General features: G+C 53.9%; 16 protein-coding genes. 10 read left to right on the top strand and 6 right to left on the bottom strand.

Annotation, left to right across the window (positions count from 1 at the left end; all coding sequences use genetic code 11):
* Nucleotides 1-17: 17 nt before the first annotated feature.
* The 5 genes from I5192_RS03240 to I5192_RS03220 all read left to right on the top strand — a co-directional run bounded on the left by I5192_RS03240 (nt 18) and on the right by I5192_RS03220 (nt 3,624).
* Nucleotides 18-875, top strand: a complete 858-nt coding sequence (locus I5192_RS03240) for a toprim domain-containing protein (RefSeq protein WP_223117750.1) — start codon at nt 18-20, stop codon at nt 873-875.
* A complete protein-coding gene (locus tag I5192_RS03235) occupies nt 872-2,386 on the top strand; it encodes a YfjI family protein (RefSeq protein ID WP_223117749.1) in 1,515 nt (504 codons plus the stop codon). Before I5192_RS03240 ends, I5192_RS03235 begins: the two co-directional genes overlap by 4 nt.
* Nucleotides 2,387-2,390: 4 nt before the next feature.
* Nucleotides 2,391-2,777 carry a hypothetical protein gene (locus I5192_RS03230; protein ID WP_223117748.1) on the top strand — a complete coding sequence of 129 codons (387 nt, stop codon included), beginning with the start codon at nt 2,391-2,393 and terminating at the stop codon, nt 2,775-2,777.
* Nucleotides 2,774-3,352, top strand: coding sequence for a hypothetical protein (locus I5192_RS03225; RefSeq protein ID WP_223117747.1), 579 nt, complete (start codon nt 2,774-2,776; stop codon nt 3,350-3,352). Before I5192_RS03230 ends, I5192_RS03225 begins: the two co-directional genes overlap by 4 nt.
* Before the next feature lie 92 nt (nt 3,353-3,444).
* The gene (locus tag I5192_RS03220; RefSeq protein ID WP_223117746.1) at nt 3,445-3,624 is read left to right on the top strand and encodes a hypothetical protein; all 180 of its coding nucleotides are present in this window, start codon (nt 3,445-3,447) and stop codon (nt 3,622-3,624) included.
* A gap of 329 nt (nt 3,625-3,953) precedes the next feature.
* On the opposite strand, the gene I5192_RS03215 is transcribed toward I5192_RS03220, so the two are convergent.
* Together I5192_RS03215 and I5192_RS22745 are read right to left on the bottom strand one after the other, a co-directional pair.
* Nucleotides 3,954-4,268 (bottom strand): hypothetical protein, encoded by a 315-nt coding sequence (locus I5192_RS03215; RefSeq protein ID WP_223117745.1) that lies wholly within the window; start codon nt 4,266-4,268, stop codon nt 3,954-3,956.
* A 675-nt stretch (nt 4,269-4,943) separates the two neighbouring features.
* Nucleotides 4,944-5,480 (bottom strand): bacteriocin fulvocin C-related protein, encoded by a 537-nt coding sequence (locus I5192_RS22745; protein ID WP_223117744.1) that lies wholly within the window; start codon nt 5,478-5,480, stop codon nt 4,944-4,946.
* 83 nt (nt 5,481-5,563) lie between these two features.
* Between I5192_RS22745 and I5192_RS03205 the strand changes: the two genes are divergently transcribed.
* Nucleotides 5,564-6,256 (top strand): SOS response-associated peptidase, encoded by a 693-nt coding sequence (locus tag I5192_RS03205; protein ID WP_223117743.1) that lies wholly within the window; start codon nt 5,564-5,566, stop codon nt 6,254-6,256.
* Nucleotides 6,256-6,594: a hypothetical protein gene (locus tag I5192_RS03200; protein WP_223117742.1), complete on the top strand. Its 339-nt coding sequence runs from the start codon at nt 6,256-6,258 to the stop codon at nt 6,592-6,594. The genes I5192_RS03205 and I5192_RS03200 overlap by 1 nt, the downstream gene beginning before the upstream one ends.
* Before the next feature lie 12 nt (nt 6,595-6,606).
* Here I5192_RS03200 and I5192_RS03195 read toward each other — a convergent pair whose 3' ends face one another.
* The 4 genes from I5192_RS03195 to I5192_RS03180 form a co-directional block, all read right to left on the bottom strand.
* Nucleotides 6,607-6,837 carry a hypothetical protein gene (locus I5192_RS03195; protein ID WP_170398051.1) on the bottom strand — a complete coding sequence of 77 codons (231 nt, stop codon included), beginning with the start codon at nt 6,835-6,837 and terminating at the stop codon, nt 6,607-6,609.
* Between the two features lie 20 nt (nt 6,838-6,857).
* Nucleotides 6,858-7,268, bottom strand: coding sequence for a thermonuclease family protein (locus tag I5192_RS03190; RefSeq protein ID WP_223117741.1), 411 nt, complete (start codon nt 7,266-7,268; stop codon nt 6,858-6,860).
* Between the two features lie 182 nt (nt 7,269-7,450).
* Nucleotides 7,451-8,392: a DNA repair protein RadC gene (gene radC, locus I5192_RS03185; protein WP_223117740.1), complete on the bottom strand. Its 942-nt coding sequence runs from the start codon at nt 8,390-8,392 to the stop codon at nt 7,451-7,453.
* A gap of 95 nt (nt 8,393-8,487) precedes the next feature.
* Nucleotides 8,488-8,736 carry a hypothetical protein gene (locus I5192_RS03180; RefSeq protein ID WP_170733188.1) on the bottom strand — a complete coding sequence of 83 codons (249 nt, stop codon included), beginning with the start codon at nt 8,734-8,736 and terminating at the stop codon, nt 8,488-8,490.
* 611 nt (nt 8,737-9,347) lie between these two features.
* On the opposite strand from I5192_RS03180, the gene I5192_RS03175 reads away from it, so the two are divergent.
* Genes I5192_RS03175 through I5192_RS03165 form a run of 3 tightly spaced genes read left to right on the top strand, consistent with a single transcriptional unit; the run spans nt 9,348 to nt 13,071 of the window.
* Nucleotides 9,348-9,569: a hypothetical protein gene (locus I5192_RS03175; protein ID WP_223117739.1), complete on the top strand. Its 222-nt coding sequence runs from the start codon at nt 9,348-9,350 to the stop codon at nt 9,567-9,569.
* A complete protein-coding gene (locus I5192_RS03170; RefSeq protein ID WP_223117738.1) occupies nt 9,566-10,843 on the top strand; it encodes a hypothetical protein in 1,278 nt (425 codons plus the stop codon). Before I5192_RS03175 ends, I5192_RS03170 begins: the two co-directional genes overlap by 4 nt.
* Nucleotides 10,843-13,071, top strand: coding sequence for a hypothetical protein (locus tag I5192_RS03165; protein ID WP_223117737.1), 2,229 nt, complete (start codon nt 10,843-10,845; stop codon nt 13,069-13,071). The genes I5192_RS03170 and I5192_RS03165 overlap by 1 nt, the downstream gene beginning before the upstream one ends.
* Nucleotides 13,072-13,340 lie beyond the last annotated feature (269 nt).

The raw sequence follows: 13,340 nt of genomic DNA, 5'->3' as shown, positions 1-13,340 counted from the left end.
GATCTTGGGGTGCGGTCATGAACTCTCAGGACCTGACATACAAGCTTGGCGGTGTCTGGCGTAATGGACGGGGCTCTGCACCCTGTCCTGTCTGCCAGCAGGAACGCCGCAAGGATCAAAACGCGCTTTCCGTGTCTGAATCCGGGGGCAAGTTATTGCTCTACTGTTTCAAGTCCGGCTGCGGCTTCAAGGATATCGCAGACGCTGCCAACGTCCCAGCCAGTTCTGCGCGGATCGACCCAGCGGCACAGCGTGAAGCGGATCAGAAACGCAAGGAATACGAGGAAAACAAGCTACAGCAGGCGCGCGGGATCTGGGATGCATCCCGGCCCATCGAGCGCACCAAAGCTGAGGCTTATCTAAGGGGGCGTGGTATCACTTGCCCCTTTCCTGCTTCACTGCGATTTGCGCCTGATATCTTCCACAGCCCTTCAACGTCGTGGGCCATGGCAATGGTGGCGGATGTCACAACTGGCGGCATTCACCGGACGTTCTTCGATAAGAAGGGCAACCGGCTAACCAAGTCGTCCAAGATGATGCTAGGGCCATGCTGTGGCGGCGCTGTGGTGCTGTCAGAGGCGCAGGGGCCGCTTGTGGTGTGTGAGGGCATAGAAACAGGCCTGTCGCTGCTGTCAGGGCTTCTGAGCGAGCCTGCGACGGTTTGGGCCACTCTATCCACCAGTGGAATGAAGGCACTGCGCCTGCCGGATGAACCGGAGGCGTTGATTATCGCAACAGACGGAGACCCAGCCGGACGGGAAGCGGGCGACAGCCTCGCATCTAGGGCACACGCCCTTGGCTGGAATGTATCGATGATGCCCGCACCAGACGGGCAGGATTGGAACGACGTCCTAAGAGACGGAGCAGTGACATGAACGTAGCACAAACCATACCGTATAAGGCAGAAGGCCCCCTACCATTGCTGCGGGAAATCCCCCGTGGTGCTGATTATCCAGTTAGCGCCCTTGGGCCACTCGCAGGGGCCGTAAAGGCCGTTCAACAGGCAACTCAGGCCCCAGTGGCAATCGCCGCGCAATCGGCCCTGTCAGTGGCGTCTCTGGCGGTGCAGGCCCATGCAGATGTTGAAACTCTGGCTGGTTATTCCCCAACTTCTCTATATTGCCTGACGGTTGCACAATCGGGTGAGAGAAAGAGCGGATGCGATAAGCTGGTCATGAATGGCTTGCGCGAATTCGAGCGTGACCAAACGGCCCAACACAAAGAGGATATGGCCGAATGGCAACTTGCCCAAAGGCTCTGGACTGCCAAGCGCGACAGGCTGTTAAAAGAGGCCAGCGGATCAAAGCCAGACAAGGCAGCAGCAGCCGAAGCGGATTTGAAGGCCATGGGGCCGGAACCTGCTCAACCACTATCACCGAAGCTTACGGCGTCAGAACCAACAATAGAGGGATTGGTGAAGCTCTACCTTGTCGGGCAGCCCAGCCTGGGCCTGTTTTCTGACGAGGGCGGCGGGTTTCTGGGTGGCCATGCCATGAACTCAGACAACCGCATGAAAACCGTCGCCGGGTTATCAAAGCTTTGGGATGGTGAACCTCCTGACAGGGTTCGTGCCGGTGATGGCGCTGTTAGCCTCTATGGGCGCAGGCTGGCAATGCACCTGATGGTTCAGCCGGTCGCGGCAAGGCCGCTGCTATCAGATCCAATTGCATCTGGTCAGGGGTTCTTAGCCCGGTTCCTGATAACCGAACCGCCCAGCAACATCGGTGCGCGGTTGAACCGGCCCGACGCGGATTTAGCGGGATCAGCGAAATTAGCAATGGCAGGACGCCTGAACCAACTTTTAACGCACCCAAAGCCGCTGGATGAGGATAAGTCACAAGAACTCAAGCCAAGGGCGTTACACCTGTCAGGTGGGGCAAAAGACCTGCTGTTTGAATATTACAGCGCGACTGAGCTTGCACAGGGCCGTGGCGGTGACTTCGAACACGTCAAATCGTTCGCGTCCAAGTCGGCAGAGCAAGCCGCGCGGATCGCCGGTGTCCTGACGCTGTGGCACAATCATGAAGCCGCCGAGGTGTCGCTTGATGCCATGACGGATGCCATTCGGTTAGCGCAGTTCTATCTGGGAGAAGCCAAGCGGCTGGCGGAGGCAGCAACGATAACTGAGCGGATAGAACAAGCCGAACAGTTGCGTCGGTGGATATTGGATTGCTGGCCTGAGCGGGCAGATGCCTTGGGTCGTTCATCTCAAACAATCCTACCCGGTGATGTTGTTCAGTATGGCCCTAATTCTTTCCGCGAAACACGCAAGGCCAAAGAACTGCTGAATGTACTGGTGGAACACGGTTGGCTGCATCAACTCGAAGCCGGAACTGTGGTTGATGGTGCAAACCGAAATCTAGCGTTTGGAATAGTGAGAGGTTGAGCCTATGACGTTCTTTTTCGATGCTCGAGCTGTAGCCGCTAAAATTCAAAATCAGAGGGATACCCCTGCTAAAGCTGCTAATCCCGCTAAACAGGACGCTGAAACCCGGCCCCATTTAGCGACTTTAGCGGATTTAGCAGCCCCAACCGGTGAAATTGCAGAAAATCGGGTGGCGCAGGTTGAGCCACCTGAATTACCCCACCCTGTCCAGCGACAGCCCCCAGAACGCGGCCCAGTGCCCGACAAGGTTGGCGTCGGCGGCAGGCCTGTCACATGGACGGGTAAAGTTGTCAGCCTGGACGATTGGCGGAACCTGACGGGCTGGGAACGCCACGGACCGAACGGCAGGTTGTGGAATGGGAAAACTCAGCAGTGGGAACAGGCGAAATGACCAGTGATGACAACCTCGAATACGGAAAGAAATCGGGCATGGGAAATGAGATTTCAAAAGGCGAAGATGCGCGAGAAACAGAAGTCAAATTGAAAGGGTCGGCATCGGAGGGGCACGAAGTTGTAATGTCGCGCGAAGATAGCTTGCGAAAGATTTTCTGCACAGATGACAATATCCAGGCCGAAGCGCTTCTTTCACACTGTCTAAAGGTGCTTAACAGGAACGAAGCCGGAGACAACGGTGACGCCAATGACGAGCGTGGGTTCATGCTGTCCATTGTGCGAGATGTGGAGCCCCGTGACGCCTTTGAACGAATGCTAGCGGTTCAGATGGCAGCAACCCATGTCGCTACAATCCGGTCGGCGCGGTGGCTCGCGACAAGCGACAACCTTCAGCAATGCCAGACTCATAACACGGGCTTCAACAAGTTGACCCGAACATTTGCGGCGCAGTTGGAAGCGCTTCGCAAATATCGCAATGGCGGAAAGCAAACGGTGACTGTCCAACATGTGAATGTTGAAGATGGCGGTCAGGCTATTGTCGGCAATGTCCAGACCGGGGGAGGCAAAAAATGAAACATGCCTTCAACCCCATGCACAAGGCTCACGCAGCGCCTCGTTGCACAGCTAAGTCCAAACGGACAGGCCTGCCTTGTAAAAACCCGGCAGTGAAGGGCTGGACAGTGTGCCGGATGCATGGCGCAGGCGGTGGTCACGGTCCTGGCAAGGCCAATCCGGCCTACAAGCATGGAATGCGCACCAGAGAGGCTCAGGAGATGAGGAAAGACATCAACGAGCATGTGCGTCTTGCCCGTGCGTTGGAAACGCTTGTAGGACATGAGCGTTAATAGTGAGCCTACTTCGCGGCTGGCCTACCCTCAGCTCGAGTCCAATCGCGGGGAGTGGATGGGTAGGTTTTGAAATCTGACAGATCCTCCCAGCACAGCCGTTCCTCAATTTTGTACGGAAATGCAGAATGCCGACCTGTCAACGTTATTTTCACCAACTTTCCGTACCGGTTCTGAAATTCCTCTTGCGGCTATCTCGCAAGATTCCTCGTCAATGTATGGGCCTAACTGAACTGAATGTGCGTGGCTCGCACCGTCATTGTGTACAGAAAAAACGATTAGCAGCATCCACATCGTGAACAACCTCCCAAAAAAGATTCTTACCGACTCTATTCCTCAAACGTCATGGCTTTGGTGAAAAACTCGCAGAAAACCGACTTTTCTTCGTTTGCCATGGTGGCGAAATCGCGACCGACTTCGGCATAAGTGCTAAAAAACTCGACAGCATCTTCACCTTCTCGAAAATTCTCAGCCAAAAGTTTGAATAAGAAGTCAAGATCCGGCTCATCCATGCAGTGGATTGCCGATTGAAGAAGTAGAGCGCTACCCCCTGGGCCACCGTTGTTTTTGACCGACATTTGCCCTTGCGCAGTCAGGGCAGTTGATAGAAAAAACACTGTTGCCAAAAGCGTTAGCTTTGTCATTGGAAATCCTCTACCGAACAATTGTTTGTACCATTTCGCGGCTTGGTGAGCGTAATTTCTCCACCTATCCTATTTTGATAGCAAACCAATGGCTAAAACGCAAAAAGCCCGCGAGCGCGAAGCTGATGGAATATCTTGGGGGATTTCTGCAAACTAGGCCATAATCTAAGGCCCAATGACCAACCATAATGCGGAGCCCTAAGATTACTCTAAGGTGCGACGCGCCAAACTCGTACCCCCTCATTGAAATCGCTAATCCCATCACGACGCGCCGCACCTGCTTGTTATCGGTGCAGCGTGTTTGAATTGTGTCTGAGATAAGAAAATAAGGGGTCTACGGGAATCCCCCAATTTCGGACAAGGCGCTAACGGAGTAGATTGGGTTTAACGGAACAACACTACCACTCCGGATACCCCCTCAAGCGAGAGGGGCTGGCTAAGACCCCCTCATCCAGCCCCTCACCACCTTCACTCTCAATCATTTGTGAGACGGTGGGTTCTTCCCCTACTCCCGAACCGGGAGGTTTGCGCAGTATAGCACAAAATCCCCGCCATATTCAGCCCGCTATAAATGGGGGGGTCGGCATGCTCAGCGGTCGCTACCTGGCGCGTTAGGTTTTGCATTGCTGATGCATCAGAGAACCACATTGTTACTGTGCTGTGGACCTCGAAGTCTTAGCACCAGTTGCCAGTACACAATCCATCGCAAGCTTGCAGCCAGAGAATGCCGCAACCTCTTACAGTAGGATTACATCCGCCCGCGAGGCATTCTTGAATTGCACCACAATCGTTGTGTCGCCACGTGCAGGATCTTGATGACGAGCAAGTACAAGTGGGCAATGCATCTTCTTCTTGTTCAATGGTTGTGGTGTCGCAAGCATTATCGCCCAGTCTTTGTGTGTATTTCTGGAAAACGGAGTGATCCGGGAATACTCTCTCTGCAAGCTCTGACATACTGTCAATTTGTGCGATTACCGCCTGGTTCCTTTCTTGGTCGTAATAGCTTTCGGGTGAAAGGATATCACTCAGTTCTCGCAGCAATTTGCATTGCGAACTATCCGATAATTCGGAAGCCCCTTCGAGTAGTCGGTCTTGCCACAGGCTGAATTGGATGGCTGCGGGCAGGCAATCGAATATCGCCTTTTGCTCGGATAAGCTAAGTGCCGATAGTCCTGCACGAAAAGAGGTGATGGGCGAAGAAGGGCTAGGCATAGTGTTCCTCCAGTCTGATACTGATACATATCACACTTGAAAAAGTTCCCCAAACGTTCCCCTAGTTTCGCTATGCTCGAACGATGTGCGGACGACTCGGCAGACCTGAAATGACATGGGCGGAACTCTATGCCCTGCAGAACTGGATCGTGAACGGCGTTCCTATCCCAACTGAGCGCGATCCAAACGCCAAAGACCTGTCAATGAGCTGGAACGTCAAGCCAACTCAGATGTTGGATTTGGCGTTCATCCATGAAGAGCGACTGATTAGCTCCACGGCCCGCTGGTGGCTTGTACCGCACTGGTTCAAGGAAGACGTGAAACAGTGGAAGCCAACCACTTTCAACGCGAAGATTGAAACAGCGCATAAGCTAGGTTCATTCCGGGTCGCCTGGAAGAGCAGCAGATGCATTATCCCGGCCAGTTTCTACTATGAATGGACAGGCCCAAAGGGGGCCAAACAGCCTTGGGTTATCAAGACAGATACCAATGACCCCTGCATGTATTTCGCAGGCCTCTACTCGGGCCTCTCGTCTGGTCTGAACACCTGCACAATTCTCACTCGCCCTGCGTTGCATCAAATCGAACACATACATGCACGGTCACCGGTAATTCTAACGAACGAGAACGTTGTGCCGTGGATGTCAGGCAAGATTGACCACGACGAAGCGCAGAACTTGGGCACGGAATGGGATGGACGTATGCGTTATCACAAGGTCGCACCGATTGGCCGCGATGATGACGGGCCGGAGTTAATCGACGTTATCGAGGCGTAATGGTCACGCGCAGCAGATCCCCGAAGAAAGCAGCAGATGAAAAATACTTCCCTATCAGGGTGCGCGTGCAGGTTCCTGAAGAAGGGTTCGGATATCGGCTTCATGAGATCCACAATTGGCTAGATGCCCATGCCGGTCGGGGACGTTGGGGCTGGAATGCGGATAGTGTGCTGTCACGCGGATCTCGGGACGCGACGGCTTTTTATCTGCTGGACGAGCAACTGATTGCACCGTTCATAGAGGCATTCGACTTGGAGCTCGCGCAAGGTGAGGCGGACCTGTGCGGCAGCGGCTCATTCAAACTCATGGCTAAAACAAATTCAGAATGGTGTTCGTAGCTTCGCTGCTCTCTACTGTTTTGTCGGCGTCTTAGCGTATTTTCCCATCGCATAAGTTAGCAAAGAAAGGATCATTGATATCCCGATCCTCGCCACCACTGAACCGGCGGTGAAAGTATCACCAGCGCCTGAAAACAGAACTGCGCCGATTATCAAAGCCCCGGCCAATCCACCATAGACCAAGGCCTGCCGCCAACTCTTGGCGAAGCATCCAGCCACAACGGCGACTAAGAGGCCACCCATTCAACTACTCCTCATGATTTTCAACAATAACTGGCCCTCTTGATCCGTGACTTGGCCTCTATGGTTTCAAGGTGTTTGTAGCGGCCACCACTGTATTTTGGGCAATCCAATGCATGACCCGCGGCGATAACTGTTGCACTCAGGTTTTCACCGTCGACAAAGCATGTGCCGATATGGCGGTCTCCGTTCATCTCGCCGGTCAGGTCGCATCGCACGGTTTGACCCCGGAGGTAGTCTATCATCCACTGCTTGCTGACCTGTCCCTCTTGGGTTTCCAGTTCGGGAGCATCGACACCTTCAAAGCGAACAGGCGTCCCTTTCTTTCCAAATAGAACAATCGTATCCGCATCTCGGACATAAATATCGGAAGACACAATGCCGTCTGAAGCGCAGCCGGTTAGCAAGGCAATCAGGCAGATAAAGCGTATCAAGACGGTTTTCCTTGCTTTGCAGTATTAGACCGACGTTCTGCTCGCTGATCCAACTTCTTGTTTACCCACCAGGTAAGCACTTTCCCAATCGAGCTTCCGATGAAAACACAAAGCGCCAAAACTAAGATGAGTTCAATCATTGGCATTCTTTCAATGGCAATCGGCGATATACAGCTACGCCGCTAATCGCGCATGAGCAAGCCATTAGCACTAAAGGAATATTCTTCCTTCTTCCCAATGATAACATGGTCATGAATGACAATGCCCATTGTGTCACAGGCATCCTTAATTCGTTCGGTCATGACAATATCGGAGTTACTGGGCGTCGGGTCGCCAGATGGATGGTTGTGGACGAGGATGAGCGAACTGGCGTTCAGTTCCAAGGCACGTTTCACAACCTCACGCGGATAGACCGGAACGTGGTCAACTGTACCCTTGGCCTGTTCTTCATCAGCAATCAGAACATTCTTGCGATCCATGTAGAGAACCCGGAATTGTTCAACCTCGCGATGCGCCATTGCGGTTCGGCAGTAGGTCACCAAGTCTTCCCACGACGACACAACATCCCGCTTCATTATCTGTGCCTGCGCCATTCTGTGCCCGAAGGCTTCGACAACGCGCAGGTGATAGAAAACCCATTCGTTAGCCCCATCCACCTTCAGAATACGATGCTTTGATGCCGCAATAACCCCGTTTAGGTCGCCGAACTCTGCAAGCAGGCGTTTTGACAAAGGTTTGACGTCGATCCTCGGGATTGCGTTGAACAACAGCAGTTCCAGTAGCTCATATTCGGGCATTGGATCGTGACCGCCTTTGAGAAAGCGTTGCCGCAGTCGCTCTCGGTGCCCCCAATAGTGAGGCCGGTTAGCGCCGTCGTCGTCCTTAATCAGGCCACCACCAGCAGCATTCTTTCGTGAAAGTCGGTCTCGGTAAACGTATGACGGCGGGTGTGCAGGTTCAGTTATGGCGTCGGGTGGTGGGCTGCGTGCGTACAGCTCATCCAATCCCTTCAATTCTTCCTCAGAAAAGCCACCTCGCCCATCATGCTTAACTAGCTTGCCGAACCTCTTCCTATCGCGGCTTATGACCTCTTTGAGATTGTCCAGTATCGCCGTTTTCTTCATGGCTACCACTCCATGCACCAATCCCTAGACCATGCTCAAAGGTTGGTTAACGAGTGGTAAAAACGTCAGATGTGGCCTGAAATGGAACCTATGTTTCAAGCACGCTGATTAAAGATAAACTCATCTACTAGCATGAACGGCTTCAGTTCGAACCGCCCGCTATCTGTCGCCCTTTTTGATTGCGATTTCCGGCGCTCAATCTCGTTCAACAGAAAAAAAACGCCAGCAGGCTTACCAACGAGGTCACGTGGAACCTCGATTGTTTTGAGCGTTGACCGTGTCTGAACGCGCTCCGTCAAAACTGCCTCCAGTACTTCGATCCTGCATTGGTTTTTGCGCAGCATCGCGTGTGAATGCTACGCAATTCCCAAAGAAAAAAGCAATGCCAAGCAGTTAGTCACCAAAACCATGCGTTAATTTTGTCGCTGTTGGGGAATTCACCCTAAGAATACCCTAAGGTTTTGACGCGGGTACGATTGCTACGACTTCGACAGGAAGCATAGCAAAACCACGCTCATTGCGTTTCAGCAGAACAACGAAACCGTGTTGCTCCATGAACTCGTTGAAGCGGACTTCTTGGCCTTTTGAAAGCCCCTCGGTCGTACCGGATTTCGTACAACAGTGACATATCGCAATGCCCCATTGATTCCGTCCGTACCAAGGGGCGTCATCTTGTATCGGGCAATCGCATAGGTGGCATCTGGTATAGTCGGCCATTGGTTTTCTCCTCAGAATTGGACCGGCTCACCAATAAATCCGATTGGCTTCCCGCCAAATGCACCGCGTCTTTTATATTCCGCAATGACGGAACGCCAGCACCGAGAATGAGCGATAATATCGCAGGGATACGGTGGTGCTATATTACCTCATACCCCCTATATGTTCCCGTATAGTTCTTGTTTTGATCCATGAATTGTAGTACTTTTTTCTTGACATTAACGGACGGGAAAAGGCGATGCTAAGCCCAGAACTCAGCGGGATACTTGCCGCAAGCATACAGAGGGCAAACGAGGAACGAGAGGTCTATCGTTGGCTGCACAGCGACCGCTCAAAACCACTGACGCCCGAACTGAAAGCTCGTCTGGTGAAAATGGCGGCTGAGCAATTCGGTGATGAACTTGCGGCCAAAGCCATGGACGAAATAGCAACCCAACATATGCCAAAGGTGATGCAATGAGCAGGTTAGACCACTCGATTATTTTAGCGAGCCGACAGCCTAATATCGTCAATGCATTTGCGCAGGGACAGCAAGCCCGAGCCAGAGCAGATGAATACGACAGACGTAACGCACTGAGCCGCGTATTTCAGACGCAGGGGCAGAACATCCTTGCGGGTGATCCTGAGGCGCTTGGAGCCGTTGCCCAATACGATCCGGGTTTGGCCGTGGATATTCAGGGCAAACATCAAGTTCAGACGCAGCGCGCCCAAAAGATGGACTATGACAGGCGTGAAATGGAAATGGTCCTTCATGAGCGCATGGCGAAAATGGAGGCCGCTGAAGTTGAGCGTGAGCTTGCAGGCCTTCGTCAGGGCGTTGCTCAAGCCACCTTCCTTTTCGAGCAGGGCGACTTGAATGGTGTAAACCAGATCCTGCAACGCGCAGAACATCCGCCCCTTCAATCCCTGCAAGAGTTCCCAGAGGTTGTTGCTAAGTTTGGTGATGCTGAGGCGATTATTGCTGAATTCCTGAAACCACCAGAGCAGAACTTTGACAACTTCCGCGTTGTGGGCGGCAAGCTATACGACCTGTCCACTGAGGGCGGTCCTTCTGTTGTCGGAGAGGGTCACGGGCAAGGCTTCAACGTCACCACACCAGACGGCACGACTGTCTCTTACGGCGGCAGTCAACAGGGGCCAGGATTTGGCACGAAGGCCACCAACGAGATTGAGGGCCGCATTCTGGATTCGGGTGCAATGCTTGGACGCCTGAATGACACCAAGGCCTTGTTCAAACCTGAATATCTAGAACTGGCCACGCGCATAGGTGCGAAGTGGGGCCAGTTGATGGACAAGATGGGTAGCGCCACGCCAGAACAACAGGAGCTTGTCGCCAACTTCGCCCAGTTCAAAACCGAGGCTTTCAACAACCTCAATACCAGCTTGAAAGAGCTTTCGGGTGCTGCGGTGACTCCGCAAGAAGCTGAGCGTTTGCTTGAGCAGCTTCCCAGCGTCGGAACAGGTGTTTTCGACGGCGATAGCCCTACCGAATTCCAAGCCAAGCTTGAGCAATCCATTCTACAGCAACAGCGGGCCGTAGCGCGGTACAATCTCTGGCTGGCAACTGGCCGTCAGGGCAAGCCTTGGGAGATGGGCTCACTGGATGACGTGGACAAGATGATAAACGCCCGAGGTGCGCAGATTGAGAAACAACTCAAGGCCAACGGCATTTCTGACCCAAAGGTCTTGCAGCGTCAGGTATCCATGCAGCTTCGCAAAGAGGTGGGTTTCTAATGGCTGGATATGATTACGCATCCGAGATTTTCGGAACCACGAAAACCGCTGTTAAGCCGCCCTTGAAGGATTACGCCAGCGAGATTTTCGGCATCAGTCCGAAGCCTGAATCGGAAGGCGTTCAGCGCAATGCAGACGGCACCTACGGCACGCCGCCAGAGGGTATGATTTACAACCCAGATACGGGGCAAATGACATCCCGTGACCTGCTGACGGAACATCACCGTCAGACAGGTTCTCAGGGCGGCGCAGCACTGCGTATGGCCCCGCATGGGACAACTCTGGGCCTGTCAGATGAAGCCGTTGCTCTTGGGTCTATGGTGCGCGGTAAGGACGCCGCAAACTTCGCACTGGAAAACGAGCGGGCTAAGATTGACGCCAATCGCAGCGAATATCCTGTCACGTCTATCGCTTCAGAGGTTGCGGGCGGGCTTGCTGTGCCTGCAACCATTCTCAGCAATTCGGGCAAAGCGACCAGCTTTGGGCAGGCCGTTAAGCAGGGTGCGAAGGCAGGGGCCGGAACCGGCGCAATATACGGACTTGGGGAAGGTGAAGGCGAAGGGAGACTGCGTAGTGCTGGCTTCGGCCTTATCGGAGGTGCTGCCGGTGGCGCTGCATCCGTGCCGGTTGCAAAAGTTGCTGGCTGGGCAGCGAAAAAGATTGGCGCACCTGTCGCCCGATTACTTCGGGACCGCCGCTACTACACCGAGGAAGGTGGCATTTCCCCGGCTGGCCGTGATGCTTTGAAACAGCTTGGCTATGACGCTGACGAAATCAGCGATGCATTCGCCCGTGAGTTTTCCAAGGGCATTGACGATGGCGTTGATCCAACCCTAGCTGCCCGTGCGGCTGAAATGGAAGAATTCGGCATACCAGCCTTCAAGCACAACGTCACTGGCGATGTGAACGACTTTGCTGACTTCGAACGCGCCCGCCGTGGTGTTGGCCCTGATGCTGTCGTCTCCAAAGCTCAACGATTGGGTGACGGACAAGAGCTATCAGCCCGCAGAGCCGTTGACGGTGTGGCTAAAGAATTGAGCGACGGAATACCCGCCGACCAGTTGGACGCTGCACAAGCCGTCACTTCGCGCCTTCAAACCATGAGCGAAGCCGAGAAGGCCGCTGCACAGGCGATGTACAAGGCCGCAGATGATGCCGGGGTGTCTGTGCCTGGAAACGTGGCTAAGGGCGTCGTACAGCGCGTACAGAGCCGTGTAGCGGCGGAAGAAATCGACCTCACCAGTGATATCTACTCAAACGCCCGTGCCTACATGTCACGGCTGCAGAAACGCGGTGAGGGAGATGGCGGTGTATCGCTGCGACTGATTGAGACATTCCGTAAGGATTTGAACCAATCCCTGTCCAGAGCCAAGCCCGAGGACAAACGCGCTCTGTCCATCATCAAGAACGAATACGACTCCTGGGTTGATGATGTAGTTACGGCCAAACTCTTTGACGGCGACGAGGCTGGGTTCGGGGATCTGAAGGAAGCCCGCAGGCTGTTTGCACAGTATTCAGCAAAGTATCGCGGCAAGGATGCTGGCTCGCGGTTCCTGCAGGACATGATTGACGCAGATGCCAGCCCGGATCAGGTCATGCGCTGGATGTTCGGTGCGTCTAAACTGGGAAGCGGCAAGATGAACGCCCCGCTGGCGGCAAAGCTTAAGCACACACTGGGAAAGAGCTCGGATGAGTGGAATCTTGTCCGACAGGCGGCATTCCGTCAGTTAACCCAGAAATCCGGTACAGAAACTCCTGGTGCAACCGGGCCGATCCCATGGGGTCCGCAAAAGGTGTCGGAGAACATCCGCGCCTTCTTCAATAGCCCTCAGACAAAGCCCCTGGCTAACGTGTTGTTCACTCCGAAAGAACGCGGCCAGATGATCCGGTTATCAACTGCCTTGAACCGCATGGTCCCGCCTAAGGGTGCTGTGAATCACTCAGGCACGGGGTACGAGAACGCCCGAGTGGCAAAGAAGATGTGGGAAGGCGCGCTAATTCTTATTGGTTACAAGGCCGGTGGTCCTGCTGGTGCTGTTGCTGGCCGTGCCGCAGCCAAGGGTACTGAGAAAGGCGCAGGTTGGCTTCAGGCAGGCAAGATTGGTCAGAAAGTCAGAGGGCAGAAACCAATCGGACCTGTTGCAACTGGTGCGATACCGGGGGCTTCGGCTGGTATGTTCGTAGAAGACATTACTATGGGATTACTATTCCCAGGCCACCAAGAATGAGCGTCCCTCCAATCAGCACAGTAGCAGCGCCGATGAGAACGGCCATGTTTCCCTCCTCTCGCTGCCAATGTGCAACGGCACTCTTGGCACAGAACACCACGCAGTAGGCAATCAATATGCCTGCTGCCACTTCCAGAGCTAACGGGGGATCGGCTGGGTTCATGGCAACAATCTAATCACCCCGGCACACAACGTCCATACAGGAGGCACGGCAGTGGCAGGTTTGAGTTTTGCGAGGCCCTAAAGACAGGAGTTTCGGGACCAATACC

It is taken from the genome of Ruegeria sp. SCSIO 43209 (assembly GCF_019904295.1).
Classification (GTDB): domain Bacteria; phylum Pseudomonadota; class Alphaproteobacteria; order Rhodobacterales; family Rhodobacteraceae; genus Ruegeria.
This window is presented reverse-complemented; position numbering and strand designations above follow the sequence as displayed.

Coding starts and splice junctions, on each gene's coding strand:
- I5192_RS03230 (WP_223117748.1), top strand. CDS start 2,391: ATGACGTTCTTTTTCGATGCTCGAGCTGTAGCCGCTAAAATTCAAAAT.
- I5192_RS03165 (WP_223117737.1), top strand. CDS start 10,843: ATGGCTGGATATGATTACGCATCCGAGATTTTCGGAACCACGAAAACC.
- I5192_RS03175 (WP_223117739.1), top strand. CDS start 9,348: ATGCTAAGCCCAGAACTCAGCGGGATACTTGCCGCAAGCATACAGAGG.
- I5192_RS03240 (WP_223117750.1), top strand. CDS start 18: ATGAACTCTCAGGACCTGACATACAAGCTTGGCGGTGTCTGGCGTAAT.
- I5192_RS03205 (WP_223117743.1), top strand. CDS start 5,564: ATGTGCGGACGACTCGGCAGACCTGAAATGACATGGGCGGAACTCTAT.
- I5192_RS03195 (WP_170398051.1), bottom strand. CDS start 6,837: ATGGGTGGCCTCTTAGTCGCCGTTGTGGCTGGATGCTTCGCCAAGAGT.
- I5192_RS03225 (WP_223117747.1), top strand. CDS start 2,774: ATGACCAGTGATGACAACCTCGAATACGGAAAGAAATCGGGCATGGGA.
- I5192_RS03170 (WP_223117738.1), top strand. CDS start 9,566: ATGAGCAGGTTAGACCACTCGATTATTTTAGCGAGCCGACAGCCTAAT.
- I5192_RS22745 (WP_223117744.1), bottom strand. CDS start 5,480: ATGCCTAGCCCTTCTTCGCCCATCACCTCTTTTCGTGCAGGACTATCG.
- I5192_RS03235 (WP_223117749.1), top strand. CDS start 872: ATGAACGTAGCACAAACCATACCGTATAAGGCAGAAGGCCCCCTACCA.
- I5192_RS03215 (WP_223117745.1), bottom strand. CDS start 4,268: ATGACAAAGCTAACGCTTTTGGCAACAGTGTTTTTTCTATCAACTGCC.
- radC (WP_223117740.1), bottom strand. CDS start 8,392: ATGAAGAAAACGGCGATACTGGACAATCTCAAAGAGGTCATAAGCCGC.
- I5192_RS03200 (WP_223117742.1), top strand. CDS start 6,256: ATGGTCACGCGCAGCAGATCCCCGAAGAAAGCAGCAGATGAAAAATAC.
- I5192_RS03180 (WP_170733188.1), bottom strand. CDS start 8,736: ATGCTGCGCAAAAACCAATGCAGGATCGAAGTACTGGAGGCAGTTTTG.